This window comes from Pseudonocardia sp. NPDC049635 (assembly GCF_040659795.1).
Classification (GTDB): domain Bacteria; phylum Actinomycetota; class Actinomycetes; order Mycobacteriales; family Pseudonocardiaceae; genus Pseudonocardia.
In genome coordinates this window covers 126,899-139,289 of sequence record NZ_JBFAON010000013.1, presented here as the reverse complement: position 1 = coordinate 139,289, position 12,391 = coordinate 126,899, and the positions used below count along the sequence as shown (strand labels likewise).

Below are 12,391 nucleotides of genomic sequence, written 5' to 3'. Positions count from 1 at the left end.
CTCAGCTCGACCCGACCGCGCGGATGCCGTCCGCCACCCGGTCGAGCAGGACGAACGGGTCGTCGGCCGGGGGCTGCACGCGTTCCCACCGGCCGTCCGAGCCGGCCGGTGCGGGCAGGTACAGCGTCCACCGGCCGGGTTCCGGGTCGTCGGCCCGCAACCGGGCCAGCGACGTGGACGACCAGGCCGCACCCAGCTCGGGGAACGCGGGTGGTCTGCGATCGAGGATCGTGACGGTGCCACCGGCCGTGGTGTAGCCGATCCGGCGGCGGTCGCGCTGCGATTCGGGGACGAGCCCCGCACACCACGACGCGAGCTGCTCGCGCACTTGCTCCGGGACTCCCATGCGGGCACATGGTCCCCGATCCGGATCCGTCCGGAAAGTCCCTCTCCGGTCGCAGGCCTCCACCGGAGGTCGCAGGCGCGGCTGGGCACCCGCGCCCGATGTGCCGCGGACGCACGGTCACGAGGCTGGGACCCGGGACGACCGGTGGCGAACGAGCCGCCGGCGCCACGACGGGAGGACAACCGGATGCACCGGGTCGGGACCAGCTCACGTGGTCGGAGGGCGTCGGCGCTGTTCATAGCAGTGCTCGTCGCGCTGCTCGTGATCGTCGGATGCGCCGCTCCACCACCGTCTGCCGACGTGGTCCCGGGGACACCCCCGGCCACAGCGGAGCCGACCCGCGCCGACGTCGACGCCTGGCTGGACGGCCTGCTCCCGGCGGCACTGGAGCGCTCCGGCATCGCCGGGGCCGCGGTCGCGGTGGTGCACGACGGCGAGCTGCTCACCGCGCGCGGTTTCGGGCACGACGGGCGCGGGCCGGTGGATCCGGACCGCACCCTGTTCCGGGTCGGCTCGGTGTCCAAGGTGGTCACCGCGATCGCCGTCCTGCAGCAGGTCGAGCAGGGCCGGATCGACCTGGACGCCGACATCCGGCAGTACCTGGACTTCCCGCTGCCGCTGCGGTTCGACCCGCCGGTCACGATGCGCCACCTGCTGACCCACACCGCGGGTTTCGAGGAACGCATCCGTGGCCTGATCACGCACGGCGGGGCCGCCCCCGACCTGCGGACGACGCTCGCCACCGAACCCCCGGAGCAGGTCTTCGCCCCGGGCACGACGCCCGCCTACTCCAACTACGGCTACGCACTCGCCGGCTACGTGGTGGAACGCGTCACCGGCGTCGGTTTCGACGAGCAGGCCCGGCGCGCGGTGCTGGAGCCCGCCGGGATGACCTCCTCGACGTTCGCCCAGCCGCTGCCGGAGGTGCTGCGCGACCGGATGTCGGCGGGGTACCCGAGCACGGACCTGCCCGCGATGCCGTTCGAGACGATCGGGGCCGCCCCGGCGGGTTCGCTGACCGCGTCCGCGACCGACATGGCGAGGCTCGTCCGGGCGCTGCTCGACGAACCCGGCGCCGGAGCCCTGCTCGGCCCGGAGACGGCCGAGCTGATGCGCTCCCCCGCACTCGGCCCGGACACCCTGGGCACCCTGGCCGAGGGCCCACGGATGACGCTGGGGATGTTCGACGAGAGCCGCAACGGCCGGTCGGTGCTCGGTCACGGTGGTGACACCACGCTGTTCCACTCCCACCTGCAGGTCTACCCTGCCGAACGGGCCGGGGTCTTCGTCTCGTTGAACAGCACCGGGCGGGGTGGGATCGACACCCTGGAGATCCGTGACGCGCTGCTCGAGGGGTTCGCCGACCGTTACCTCCCGGCGGCCGTCGACCCGTCGCTCCCCGCTCCGGCCCCGGCCGCCGAGTCGTCGGCCGAAGCGGTGGCCGGGAGGTACGAGTCCACCCGGGCGTCGTACAGCACCTTCCTGTCCGTGCTCGGTCTGTTCGGGCAGACCGTGGTGACGGCCCGCCCGGACGGTGCGCTGCTCGTCTCCCCGGGGCCCGGGAGCCTTCGCCCGGTGGCGTACCGGGAGATCGGGCCCGCGCTCTGGCAGGAGGTCGGCGGGCAACGGGTGCTGAGCACCCGGACCAGCGGGGACCGGGTCACCGAGATCGGCTTCGGTTCCGCCTTCACCCTGCAGCGGGTCGGCCCGTTCCGGGACGCGTCGATCGCCGTCCCGGTGCTCGCGGTGTCCGTCGCCCTCCTGCTCGTGGGCCTGCTCGCCCGGCCGGTCGGGGCGCTGCTGCGCCGCGGCCGTACCCCGGTCCGGCCGGTGCGTGGCCGGACCGACCGGATCCTGGACCTGGCGACCCGGTTCGCGGCCGGGTGCGCACTTCTCGCGGCGGCCGGGTGGGTGGGCGTGGTGAGCATGATCAGCGGTTTCGCCGACGTGCCGGTACCACTGCTGTACGGACTGCAGGCGGCACAGTGGATCGCCCTGAACGGGACGCTGGTCGCGGCGGCGGGGGTCGTCACCGCCGTGCGCGGTGGCGCGGGCCGCCGGGTGGTCGCGGGGCGGGTCGGTCTGCTGCTCGGCCTGGCCGGCACGGGCACGATCGCGATCGCGTTCGGACTGCTGTCCGGTGTCGGGTACTGATCCGTGCCGCACGCCGAGCTGCGGGTGCCGGGCCGTGCCGGATGCCCGGGTGCCGGGTGCCCGGGCTGTGCCGGGTGCCCGGCTGTCGGGCAGTCGGCCGCCGGGCACCCCGTCCCGGATACTGGGCCCGTGAACCGACCCTCCGCCGGGCCGGAACCCGGTCCCGCCCGGGGCCGGTTGCCCGAACGGATCGACGCGCTGCTCACCGTCGTCGGACTGACCGGGCCGTTCCGCAGGGACTGCGCCCTCGGGGTGCTGGTGGCCGGGCTGATGGCGCTCGCGGTCGGGCTGGTGCAGACCGGGATCGAGCCGGGCGCCCGCTTCGACGACCCGGCCCGGCTCGCGCTCCTGCTGGTGCTCACCACCGCACAGGGACTGCTGCTGGCACTGCGCCGGACCGCACCGGTGCTCTGCCTGGCCCTCGTCGTCACCCTGCAGGTCATGGTGTTCGCGGCGGTCCCGGCCGAGCTGGTCGTGCGCGGCCCGGCGCCGCTGGTCGCGGCCTACACCTGCGGGGTGCTGCTGGCGCCGCGCCGGGCCGCCCGGCTGGTGGCGACGGCTGCGGCGGTCGAGTCGATCGGGTTCGTCGCGCTGTTGTTGCCGGTCCCGTCGGTCGGTGCGCTGCTGCTGCCGATGTCCACCCAGCTGGCGTCCGCGGCCCTCGGTTACGGGGCGGCCACGCTGATCGGGGCCTACGTCGCGGCGCGGCGTGGTTACGTGGCGCTGCTGCGGGCCCGCGCCGCGGAGGCGGAACAGGCGCAGCGCACCCGGGCCGACGAGGCCGTCCGGCGGGAGCGGACCCGGATGGCCCGCGAGCTGCACGACATCGCGGCCCACCACCTGTCCGGGATGGTCGTGCAGGCGGCCATGGTGGAACGGCTGGTCGACCGGGACCCGGACCAGGCGCGCCGGATCACCGGCCGGGTCCGGGAGCAGGGCCGGGAGACGCTGCGCGACCTGCGGATGGTGGTGGGTGCGCTGCGCGATCCCGGGACCACCGCTCCGGCCCCGCAGGACGAGGCGCCGGTGCCCGGCCTCGCCGCCCTCGACCGGCTCGTCGCGACCACCCGCGAGCTGGGTACCCGGGTCACCGTGGAGCGGCGCGGCGAGCTCCCGGAACTTCCGCCGATCGCCGACGTCACGGGTCACCGGGTGGTGCAGGAGGCGCTGGCGAACGCCCGCGAGCACGCGCCCGGCGCCGGTGTCCGGATCGTGCTGGAACACGTCGCGGACGAGCTGCGCATCGAGATCGTCGATGATGGCCCGGCCGGTGCGGGCGTCGCACCGGACCGGCCCGCCGGGCCGGGCCGGGATCGCGGTTTCGGCCTGGTCGGCATGCGGGAACGGGCTCAGCTGGTCGGGGCGCGGTTCGAGGCGGGGCCGACCGGGGCAGGAGGGTGGCGGGTGTTCCTGGCGCTGCGGGTGGAACCGGAGGTGGCCCTGTGATCAGGGTGTTGCTGGTCGACGACCAGGCCGTGGTGCGGGCCGGGTTCCGGATGTTCCTGGAGCTGGCCAGCGACATCGAGGTCGTCGGCGAGGCCGCGGACGGCGCGGAGGCGCTGCGGCTGGCCCGACGGCTCGCTCCCGACGTCGTGTGCATGGACGTCCGGATGCCCGGCGGCAACGGCCTGGTCGCGACCCGCGAGATCGTCGCCGGTGAGCCACCGGTGCCCGCGGTCCTGGTGGTGACCACGTTCGACCTCGACGAGTACGTGTTCGGGGCGCTGGAGGCCGGGGCCAGCGGCTTCGTCCTCAAGGACACCGACCCGGACGACCTGGTGGGAGCGGTCCGCCGGCTCGCCGCCGGGCACGGTCTGGTCGACCACACCGTGACCCGGCGGGTGATCTCCGAGTTCGCCCGGCGCCGTCCGGCCGTGGAACCGGCCGACGGGCCGGTCGCGGACCTGACCCCGCGCGAGACCGAGATCGTCCGGCTGCTGGCCGGTGGCCTCTCGAACGCCGAGATCGCCGCCGAGCTCGTCGTCGAGACGAGCACGGTGAAGTCCCATCTGGGCCGGGCCATGACGAAGATCGGCGCCCGGGACCGGCTGCAGACCGTGGTGTGGGCCTACCGGACCGGCGTCGCGACACCGGGCTGACCGGTCCGCACCCGGTAGCGTCGCCGTCCATGGCACAGCAGCACGAGGTCAGCCGGTTCGGACACGTCGATCCCGACGGGCTCCCGCCGGACCTGGCCGAGCGGATCGGCGCGATCGCCGAGAAGTCGGGGTTCGTACCCAACGTGTTCCGGGCGCTCGGCAGGCGGCCCGCCGAGCTCCGCGCGTTCCTGGACTACCACGACGCCCTGATGGAGCCCGCCCCCGACGCGGGCGGGTTGTCGAAGGCGGAGCGTGAGCTCGTGGTCGTCGCCACCTCGGGCGCGAACAGCTGCACGTACTGCGTGGTCGCGCACGGCGCGATCCTGCGTATCCGCTACCGGGACCCGGAGATCGCGGACCGGGTCGCGACCAACCCGTACGCGGTGGAGCTGTCCGATCGGGAGCGGGCGATCGTGGATCTGGCGCTGCTCGTGGCGCGGGAGTCCGAACTGCTCGGCGAGGCCGACCTCGACGCCGCCAGGGACGCCGGGCTGACCGACGACGAGATCTGGGACATCGGCGCCATCACCGCGCTGTTCGCGATGTCGAACCGGCTGGCGCACCTGACCGCGCTCCGCCCCAACCCGGAGTTCTTCCTGATGGGGCGGGTTTCGCGAGGTTGAGGCGGGGAACTTCCTGCCCGTAACGCAGTGTTCCCCTACCGTGGGCTCGACAGCCCGCGGCACGCCGTGCTGCCGCGTCCCGTCTCGGAGGTCCTTCACGATGTCCCTGTTCCGACGACTCGCCGTCCTGGCCGGTGCGGCCGAGGCCGCCCGCCGCTACGCCCGCTCGAACCCGGACAAGGCCGGGAAGGCGCTGGACTCGGCCGCCCAGTTCGTGGACAAGCAGACCGGCGGCAAGTACACGAACCAGATCGCCGGCGTCGCCCGCAAGGCGAAGGACGTGGCCGGGATCCCGCAGCCCGGCTACGGCTACGGGACGCCCGGCACCACCCCGCCGTCGCCGACGCCGCGTCCGGGCAACGGGCAGCAGCCCGGCGGGCCTGCGCAGCCGCCCGCCTTCCCGCCGCCGAACCCCGGTAACCAGCAGGGTTCCTGAGATCGTTCGGCCCCGGCACCGCGACGGTGCCGGGGCCGTCGCATGTGGACACCCGGTCGATCGGGCCGCACGAGCTGTCCTGGCGCCCGATCCCGTGCCAGGATCGGGGACGACGCACGAGCGTCGTCGACCCGCCCACCCGTGCGGGCACGGCGCCGACACCGCCGGCCGGCCACCCCGGCGCGGCGAGACCGAGGAGGTACGCCGTGGAGGAACCGCAGGCGTGGGTACCGGGGGATCCACGGTCGCGGCCCAGCCGTGACCAGGTCGTCGCCGGGTTGAAGGGGACGGACGAGGGCGGGGTCGAGCTCGTCCAGCTGCTCACGCCCGAGGGCGAGCGGGTGCACCACGAGCACTTCGACCGCTACATCGCCGACGTGACCCTCGACGACCTCACGTCGCTCTACCGGGACCTGGTGCTGGTCCGGCGGGCCGACCGCGAGGGGAACTCGCTGCAGCGCCACGGCGAGCTCGGTATCTGGGTCCCGCTGCTCGGCCAGGAGGCGGCGCAGGTCGGCTCCGGGCGGGCGCTGCGCCCGTCCGACATGTGTTTCCCCAGCTACCGTGAGCACGGCGTCGCCTGGACCCGCGGGGTGGACCCGACCGAGCTGCTCGGCATCTTCCGGGGGACCGACCACGGCGGCTGGGACTTCGCGGCCCGCCGCTTCCACCCGTACACGATCGTGATCGGCAACCAGTGCCTCAACGCCGCCGGTTACGCGATGGGCCAGCGGTTCGAGTCGAAGGTCGGCGACCGGGAGACCGGCGAGGCCACGATCTGCTACTTCGGTGACGGTGCCACCAGCCAGGGCGACGTGCACGAGGGCTTCGTCTGGGCCGCCGCCTACGACGCGCCGCTGGTCTTCTTCTGCCAGAACAACCAGTGGGCGATCTCGGTCCCGTTGGAGCGCCAGACCCGGGTGCCGCTCTACCAGCGCGCCCGCGGTTACGGGTTCCCCGGTGTCCGGGTGGACGGCAACGACGTCCTCGCCTGTCTCGCCGTCACCCGTTGGGCGCTCGACGAGTGCCGGACCGGCAACGGGCCGGTGCTGATCGAGGCCTACACCTACCGGATGGACTCGCACACCACCTCCGACGACGCCACCCGCTACCGGCTGGCGGACGAGGTGGAGCTGTGGAAGCTGAAGGACCCGATCGAGCGGGTCCGGGTGCACCTGGCCCGGCGGCACGGGGTCGACCAGGGCTTCTTCGACGCCGTCGACGCCGAGGCGAACGAGCTGGGTGAGCGGCTCCGCGCGTTCTGCCGCTCCATGCCGCAACCGGGCCCGGAGCGGATGTTCTCCGAGGTCTACGCGCAGGCGTCCCCGCTGGTCGAGCAGCAGCGCGAGGAGTACCTGGCCTACCACGCCTCCTTCGCGGACGAGGGGGGACGGCCGTGAGCACCACGACGATGGCCAAGGCCCTCAACGACGGGCTGCGGGCCGCGATGGAGCGCGACCCACGGGTCCTGATCATGGGTGAGGACGTCGGCCGGCTCGGCGGCGTCTTCCGGATCACCGACGGCCTGCAGAAGGACTTCGGCGAGCAGCGCGTGCTGGACACGCCGCTGTCGGAGTCCGGCATCATCGGCGCCGCGATCGGGCTCGCCGTGCGCGGATTCCGGCCGGTCTGCGAGATCCAGTTCGACGGGTTCGTCTTCCCCGGTTTCGACCAGATCGTCTCCCAGCTCGCGAAGCTCCGGTACCGGACACAGGGGACGGTGCCGGTGCCGGTCGTCGTCCGGATCCCGTTCGGCGGCGGGATCGGCGCGGTCGAGCACCACTCGGAGTCGCCGGAGTCGCTGTTCGCGCACGTCGCGGGCCTGAAGGTGGTCGCGTGCGCGACACCGGGCGACGCGCACTGGATGATCCAGCAGGCGATCGCGGGTGACGACCCGGTCATCTTCTTCGAGCCGAAGCGCCGCTACTGGGAGAAGGGGACGGTCGATCCCGACCTCTCCGCGGCCCCTCCGCTGCACTCGGCTCGCGTGGTGCGTCCCGGCTCGACCCTCACCGTCGCCACCTACGGTCCGATGGTGAGGACCTGCCTGGAGGCGGCGACCGCGGCCGCCGAGGACGGCCAGGACCTCGAGGTGATCGACCTGCGCACCCTCTCCCCGCTGGATCTGGGGCCGGTCGTGGAGTCGGTGCGTCGCACCGGCCGGCTGGTGGTGGTGTCCGAGGCACCGTCGGAGTCGTCGATCACCTCGGAGGTCGCGGCCCGCATCCAGCAGGAGTGCTTCTTCTCGCTGGAGGCCCCGGTGCTGCGGGTGACGGGTTTCGACACGCCGTACCCGCCCTCGCGGCTGGAGGACGACTACCTCCCCGACCTGGACCGGGTGCTGGATGCCGTCGACCGTTCGCTGGCCTGGTGAGGGACCCCGATGACGCGTGAGCTGTTCAACCTGCCCGACGTGGGCGAGGGACTGACCGAGGCCGAGATCGTCTCCTGGCGGGTCGCGCCGGGTGACACGATCGAGGTCAACGACGTGATCGTCGAGATCGAGACGGCGAAGGCGGCCGTGGAGCTGCCCTCGCCGTGGGCGGGCACGGTCGGCGAGCTGCTGGCCGAGCCGGGCGCGACGGTCGAGGTCGGGACACCGATCATCGCCATCGACACCCCCGGTGCGGCTTCCTCCGGTGCCGCGGACGAGGAGTCGGGCGCGAAGATCGGCGAGGCGGGCAAGGACGGCCGGATCGCCACCCTGGTCGGGTACGGCCCCCGGCAGGGCTCGGTGCGGCGGCGTCCGCGGCGCACGACCGGCGCGCACAGCGCGGAGCCGCAACGGCCCGGGCAACCGGACGCGCCCGCCGGGGTGGCCGCGGCGGCCGCGGTGGGGCCGGGCGAGGCCGCGGAGATCCGGGCGGAGGCGCCTGGTGTGCCCGGCACCCCCGGCGCTGCTGGTGCTCAGGACGCCCCTGGTGCTGCTGCCGCCACCGGCGCCGCCACTGCCACCGGGGCGCACGCTGCCGTCGGGCCGGACGCTGCCACCGGCCCGGACGCTGCTACCGGCCCGGGCGCTGCCATCGGGTCGGGCGCTGCCATCGGGTCGGGCGCTGCCATCGGGTCGGGCGCTGCCATCGGGTCGGGCGCTGCCATCGGGTCGGACGCTGCCATCGGGTCGGACGCTGCCACCGGGTCGGACGCCGCCATCGGCCCGGTCGCGTCGACCGGCCCGGCCGCGGCGCTGGTTCCGCTCGCGCCCCCACCGGTGCGGTTGCTCGCCCGCGAGCTGGGTGTCGACCTGCGCACGCTGACCGGCACCGGACCGCACGGGCGGATCACCCGCGACGACGTGCAGGCCGCCGCGGGCGGCTCGACCCGGCCGGTCCTCGCGGACCCGGCCGCCTCCCCCGCGCCGCAGGGCCGCCCGGATTCGGTGGCCGGTTCCGCGACCCCGGCCGAGGGCGCCGGTGCCGGTGCCGGTGCGGCGCCGTCGGACGCCCCGGCCATCTCCGGTGGTGCCGGTGACCGACCGGCTCCCGGCACTGCCGCCGCTGCCGTCGGGGTCCCGGCTGCAGCACCTGCGGCCGACCCCGGGCACGCGGCCGCGCCGGTGGCCGACCCCGGGCACGTGGCCGCGCCTGCGGCCGCACCGGCCGGCTCCGGCGACCGACGCGTGCCGATCCGGGGCGTCCGCAAGGCGACCGCCGCCGCGATGGTGGCCAGTGCCTTCACCGCGCCGCACGTCACCGAGTTCCTCAGCGTCGACGTCACCGAGACGATGGCGCTGCGCGACCGGCTGCGTTCCTCCCGCGAGTTCGCGGGGGTGAAGCTGACCCCGCTGGCGTTCGTCGCGAAGGCGGCCTGTCTCGCGGCCGCCCGCACCCCGGCCGTGAACGCGACCTGGGACGAACGGGCCGGTGAGATCGTCTACTACGAGCGGGTGCAGCTCGGGATCGCCGCGGCCACCCCTCGCGGCCTGCTGGTACCGAAGATCCGCGACGCCGACCGGTTGGCGCTGCGGCCGATGGCGGAGGCCCTGGCCGAGCTCACCGAGACCGCACGGGCCGGCCGGACGGCACCTGCCGACCTGGTCGGCGGCACGTTCACGATCACCAACGTCGGCGTGCTCGGCGTCGACACCGGCACCCCGATCCTGAACCCGGGCGAGTCCGCGATCCTGGCGGTCGGTTCGATCAAGCAGGCCCCGTGGGTGGTCGACGGCGAACTCGCCGTCCGTACCGTGTGCCGGCTCGCCCTGTCGTTCGACCATCGCATCGTCGACGGTGCCGAGGGCTCCCGGTTCCTCGCCGACGTGGGTGCCCTGCTGGAGGACCCGGGGGTCGCCTTCACCTGGTAGCCGCCGCCCGTCGGGCCGAATTCGGACGGATCGGGAGCAGAACGGCGTCCTCGTGCGTTGTCGGGACATGCCGTTCGTTCTGCTCTACATCGTGCTCGAGGTGCTGGCGATCGTCGCGCTGGCCTCCTGGATCGGTGCGGGCTGGACCATCCTGGTGCTGCTCGCCGGCTCCGTGCTGGGACTCCTGCTCGCCCGCCGCGAGGGGATCCGCGCCGCGCGGGCGCTCGGAGTCGCCGTGCAGCGGGGGAAGCTCGCGCACGAGGAGGCCACCGACGGCCTCCTGATCGCGATCGGCGGCGTGCTCCTGTTCCTGCCGGGTCTGATCACCGACCTGCTCGGGCTGGCGCTGGTGTTCCCGCCGACCCGTGCACTCGCGCGTCGGCGGATGGTCAGCGCCGCGGAGCGGGCCGCGCCGGGGCTGCGTACCGCGCGGATCCGCTACGGCGCGACGGTCGTCGAGGGCGAGACGGTCACCGAGCCCGGGCCGCACCGGGCCGGCGGGCACTCCGCGATCACCGGGCCCGCGGGCAGGGGAGGGCCGGTGATCGACGGCGAGGTCGTCGAGGACGACGAGCGGCACCGGCGCGACTGACCGGACGGCCGACGCGCCGGCAGGCGCCGCATCGCGTCACCAGCCGGGTCGGGCTCCGGTGAGCAGGTTGCGCAGGCTCTCCAGGCGACGACGACGCTGCGTGTTCGGGCGCATCCGCAACGTCGAGTGGTGGGTCTGGGCGGCGCGATGCCGTCCACGACGTCGGGTCACGGCGCTTCCTTCCGGGGGCGGGAACGAGTGCGACATGCTGTTCTGTAGTCATATTCGCTGGTGAAAGCCGGTTCTGGAAGGCCGATGGGCAGGAGCCACCGGATCGTGACGACACTCGTGTGATTCCGGCCCCCGGGTCTCACGGACCGTCGGAACGCTGTCGACCAGGCGTCGCCGGACCAGTGGGAGCGCGTCCACGTCATGACTCTCCGTGAACAGATTCCGGGCCGGAGCTCCGGGTGACCGGACGGTCCGGCGGGAGGGCCGGGTCCGGGCCGGTGGAGCCGCCGGCGCCGCGTCCGGTCGGGACCCCGCGGCCGGGCCGGGAGTCGTCCTGCTCGCGGTGTGCGCGGGTGCTCTCGTGGGCCGTGCGGCGACTGGGCCGGGCGGGTGATCGCCGCCGACACGCCGGGCGTTCGATATCACCGTCTACGGAATCCGGAAGATCGGCGGATACCGTCGGATCATGGACCCGGTGCGCAACCCGTTCGCCCCCGGTGCCGGGCAGCGCCCGCCCGAGCTGGCCGGCCGGGACCGCGAGGTGGACGCTTTCGAGATCGTCCTGGAACGCGTGGCGCGGGGCAGGCCGGAACGCAGCCTGGTGCTCACCGGGCTGCGCGGGGTCGGCAAGACGGTGCTGCTCGGTGAGCTGCGCTCGATGGCGATGCACGCCGGCTGGGGGGCGGGGAAGATCGAGGCACGGCCCGAGGCCGACCTGCGTCGCCCGTTGTCGGCGGCGTTGCACCGCGCCATCCGCGATCTCGCCGTGCGGCACCGCGCCCCGGAGCGGATCGACGAGGTGCTGGGCGTGCTCAAGGCGTTCGCGCTGCGCTCGTCACCGGAGGGGACCAAGCTGCGCGACCGCTGGCAGCCGGGTATCGACGTTCCGGTCCGCAACGGCCGGGCCGACTCCGGGGACATCGAGATCGACCTCGTCGAGCTGTTCACCGAGGTCGCCGAGCTCGCACAGGACGTCGGATCGGGCATCGCGCTGCTCATCGACGAGATGCAGGACCTGCGGCCCGAGGACGTCTCGGCGCTCTGCGCGGCCTGCCACGAGCTGTCCCAGTCGCGGGTCCCGCTGGTGGTGGTGGGGGCCGGGCTGCCGCACCTGCCCGCGGTCCTGTCGGCGTCGAAGTCGTACTCGGAGCGGTTGTTCAAGTACTCGCGGATCGACCGGCTGGACCGCGCCGACGCCGACTTCGCGCTGCTCGCACCCGCCGAGCGGGAGGACGCGTCGTTCGACGGCGAGGCGCTCGAGGACCTGTACCGGCGCTCCGGCGGCTACCCGTACTTCGTCCAGGCCTACGGCAAGGCGGCCTGGGACGCCGCGCCCACCAGCCCGATCGGGGTGCGCGACGTCGCGATGGCCGCCCCCGAGGCGGAGGCGGAGCTGGCCGTCGGCTTCTTCGGGTCCCGGTTCGAGCGCGCCACCCCGGCCGAACGGGAGTACCTGCGCGCGATGGCCGAGCTCACCGACGGTGAGGACCTGCCGGTCGAGACGGCGGCGGTGGCCAAGCACCTGGAGCGGCGGGCCTCCTCGCTGTCACCGGCCCGGGACAGCCTGCTGAAGAAGGGCCTGGTCTTCTCGGCCCAGCGCGGCCAGATCGCCTTCACCGTCCCGCACTTCGGGCGATACCTGCTCGCGAACACCTGAGCACTCACCC

At 74.1% G+C, this 12,391-nt stretch carries 12 protein-coding genes; 10 read left to right on the top strand and 2 right to left on the bottom strand.

Going from position 1 to position 12,391, the window contains the following annotated elements; translation table 11 throughout:
* Position 1: 1 nt before the first annotated feature.
* Positions 2 to 346, bottom strand: a complete 345-nt coding sequence (locus AB0J24_RS17475) for a hypothetical protein (protein ID WP_358682378.1) — start codon at positions 344 to 346, stop codon at positions 2 to 4.
* Between the two features lie 144 nt (positions 347 to 490).
* Between AB0J24_RS17475 and AB0J24_RS17470 the strand changes: the two genes are divergently transcribed.
* The 9 genes from AB0J24_RS17470 (at position 491) to AB0J24_RS17430 (ending at position 10,553) form a co-directional block, all read left to right on the top strand.
* A complete protein-coding gene (locus AB0J24_RS17470) occupies positions 491 to 2,500 on the top strand; it encodes a serine hydrolase domain-containing protein (protein WP_358682375.1) in 2,010 nt (669 codons plus the stop codon).
* Between the two features lie 129 nt (positions 2,501 to 2,629).
* Positions 2,630 to 3,946, top strand: coding sequence for a histidine kinase (locus AB0J24_RS17465; RefSeq protein WP_358682372.1), 1,317 nt, complete (start codon positions 2,630 to 2,632; stop codon positions 3,944 to 3,946).
* Positions 3,943 to 4,599: a response regulator transcription factor gene (locus AB0J24_RS17460; RefSeq protein ID WP_358682369.1), complete on the top strand. Its 657-nt coding sequence runs from the start codon at positions 3,943 to 3,945 to the stop codon at positions 4,597 to 4,599. Before AB0J24_RS17465 ends, AB0J24_RS17460 begins: the two co-directional genes overlap by 4 nt.
* A gap of 29 nt (positions 4,600 to 4,628) precedes the next feature.
* Complete coding sequence (locus AB0J24_RS17455) at positions 4,629 to 5,222, top strand: peroxidase-related enzyme (RefSeq protein ID WP_358682366.1); 594 nt, start codon at positions 4,629 to 4,631, stop codon at positions 5,220 to 5,222.
* 100 nt (positions 5,223 to 5,322) lie between these two features.
* On the top strand, positions 5,323 to 5,658 hold the full coding sequence (locus tag AB0J24_RS17450) for an antitoxin (protein ID WP_358682363.1): 336 nt from the start codon (positions 5,323 to 5,325) through the stop codon (positions 5,656 to 5,658).
* Between the two features lie 206 nt (positions 5,659 to 5,864).
* Positions 5,865 to 7,058, top strand: a complete 1,194-nt coding sequence (gene pdhA, locus AB0J24_RS17445; protein ID WP_358682361.1) for a pyruvate dehydrogenase (acetyl-transferring) E1 component subunit alpha — start codon at positions 5,865 to 5,867, stop codon at positions 7,056 to 7,058.
* Positions 7,059 to 7,069: 11 nt separating this feature from the next.
* Positions 7,070 to 8,032, top strand: a complete 963-nt coding sequence (locus AB0J24_RS17440) for an alpha-ketoacid dehydrogenase subunit beta (RefSeq protein ID WP_358682461.1) — start codon at positions 7,070 to 7,072, stop codon at positions 8,030 to 8,032.
* Between the two features lie 9 nt (positions 8,033 to 8,041).
* The gene (locus tag AB0J24_RS17435; RefSeq protein WP_358682359.1) at positions 8,042 to 9,961 is read left to right on the top strand and encodes a 2-oxo acid dehydrogenase subunit E2; all 1,920 of its coding nucleotides are present in this window, start codon (positions 8,042 to 8,044) and stop codon (positions 9,959 to 9,961) included.
* A 67-nt stretch (positions 9,962 to 10,028) separates the two neighbouring features.
* On the top strand, positions 10,029 to 10,553 hold the full coding sequence (locus AB0J24_RS17430) for an FxsA family protein (RefSeq protein WP_358682356.1): 525 nt from the start codon (positions 10,029 to 10,031) through the stop codon (positions 10,551 to 10,553).
* A 36-nt stretch (positions 10,554 to 10,589) separates the two neighbouring features.
* Here the strand turns inward: AB0J24_RS17430 and AB0J24_RS17425 are convergent, their stop codons facing one another.
* Positions 10,590 to 10,724: a hypothetical protein gene (locus AB0J24_RS17425; RefSeq protein ID WP_358682353.1), complete on the bottom strand. Its 135-nt coding sequence runs from the start codon at positions 10,722 to 10,724 to the stop codon at positions 10,590 to 10,592.
* Between the two features lie 466 nt (positions 10,725 to 11,190).
* Here AB0J24_RS17425 and AB0J24_RS17420 point away from each other — a divergent pair, with 466 nt between their 5' ends.
* The gene (locus AB0J24_RS17420) at positions 11,191 to 12,381 is read left to right on the top strand and encodes an ATP-binding protein (RefSeq protein ID WP_358682351.1); all 1,191 of its coding nucleotides are present in this window, start codon (positions 11,191 to 11,193) and stop codon (positions 12,379 to 12,381) included.
* Positions 12,382 to 12,391 lie beyond the last annotated feature (10 nt).

What these genes read in the sequence shown, in the direction of transcription:
- AB0J24_RS17475 (WP_358682378.1), bottom strand. Translation starts at nt 346, where the DNA reads ATGGGAGTCCCGGAGCAAGTGCGCGAGCAGCTCGCGTCGTGGTGTGCG.
- AB0J24_RS17430 (WP_358682356.1), top strand. Translation starts at nt 10,029, where the DNA reads ATGCCGTTCGTTCTGCTCTACATCGTGCTCGAGGTGCTGGCGATCGTC.
- AB0J24_RS17455 (WP_358682366.1), top strand. Translation starts at nt 4,629, where the DNA reads ATGGCACAGCAGCACGAGGTCAGCCGGTTCGGACACGTCGATCCCGAC.
- AB0J24_RS17420 (WP_358682351.1), top strand. Translation starts at nt 11,191, where the DNA reads ATGGACCCGGTGCGCAACCCGTTCGCCCCCGGTGCCGGGCAGCGCCCG.
- AB0J24_RS17440 (WP_358682461.1), top strand. Translation starts at nt 7,070, where the DNA reads ATGGCCAAGGCCCTCAACGACGGGCTGCGGGCCGCGATGGAGCGCGAC.
- AB0J24_RS17450 (WP_358682363.1), top strand. Translation starts at nt 5,323, where the DNA reads ATGTCCCTGTTCCGACGACTCGCCGTCCTGGCCGGTGCGGCCGAGGCC.
- AB0J24_RS17435 (WP_358682359.1), top strand. Translation starts at nt 8,042, where the DNA reads ATGACGCGTGAGCTGTTCAACCTGCCCGACGTGGGCGAGGGACTGACC.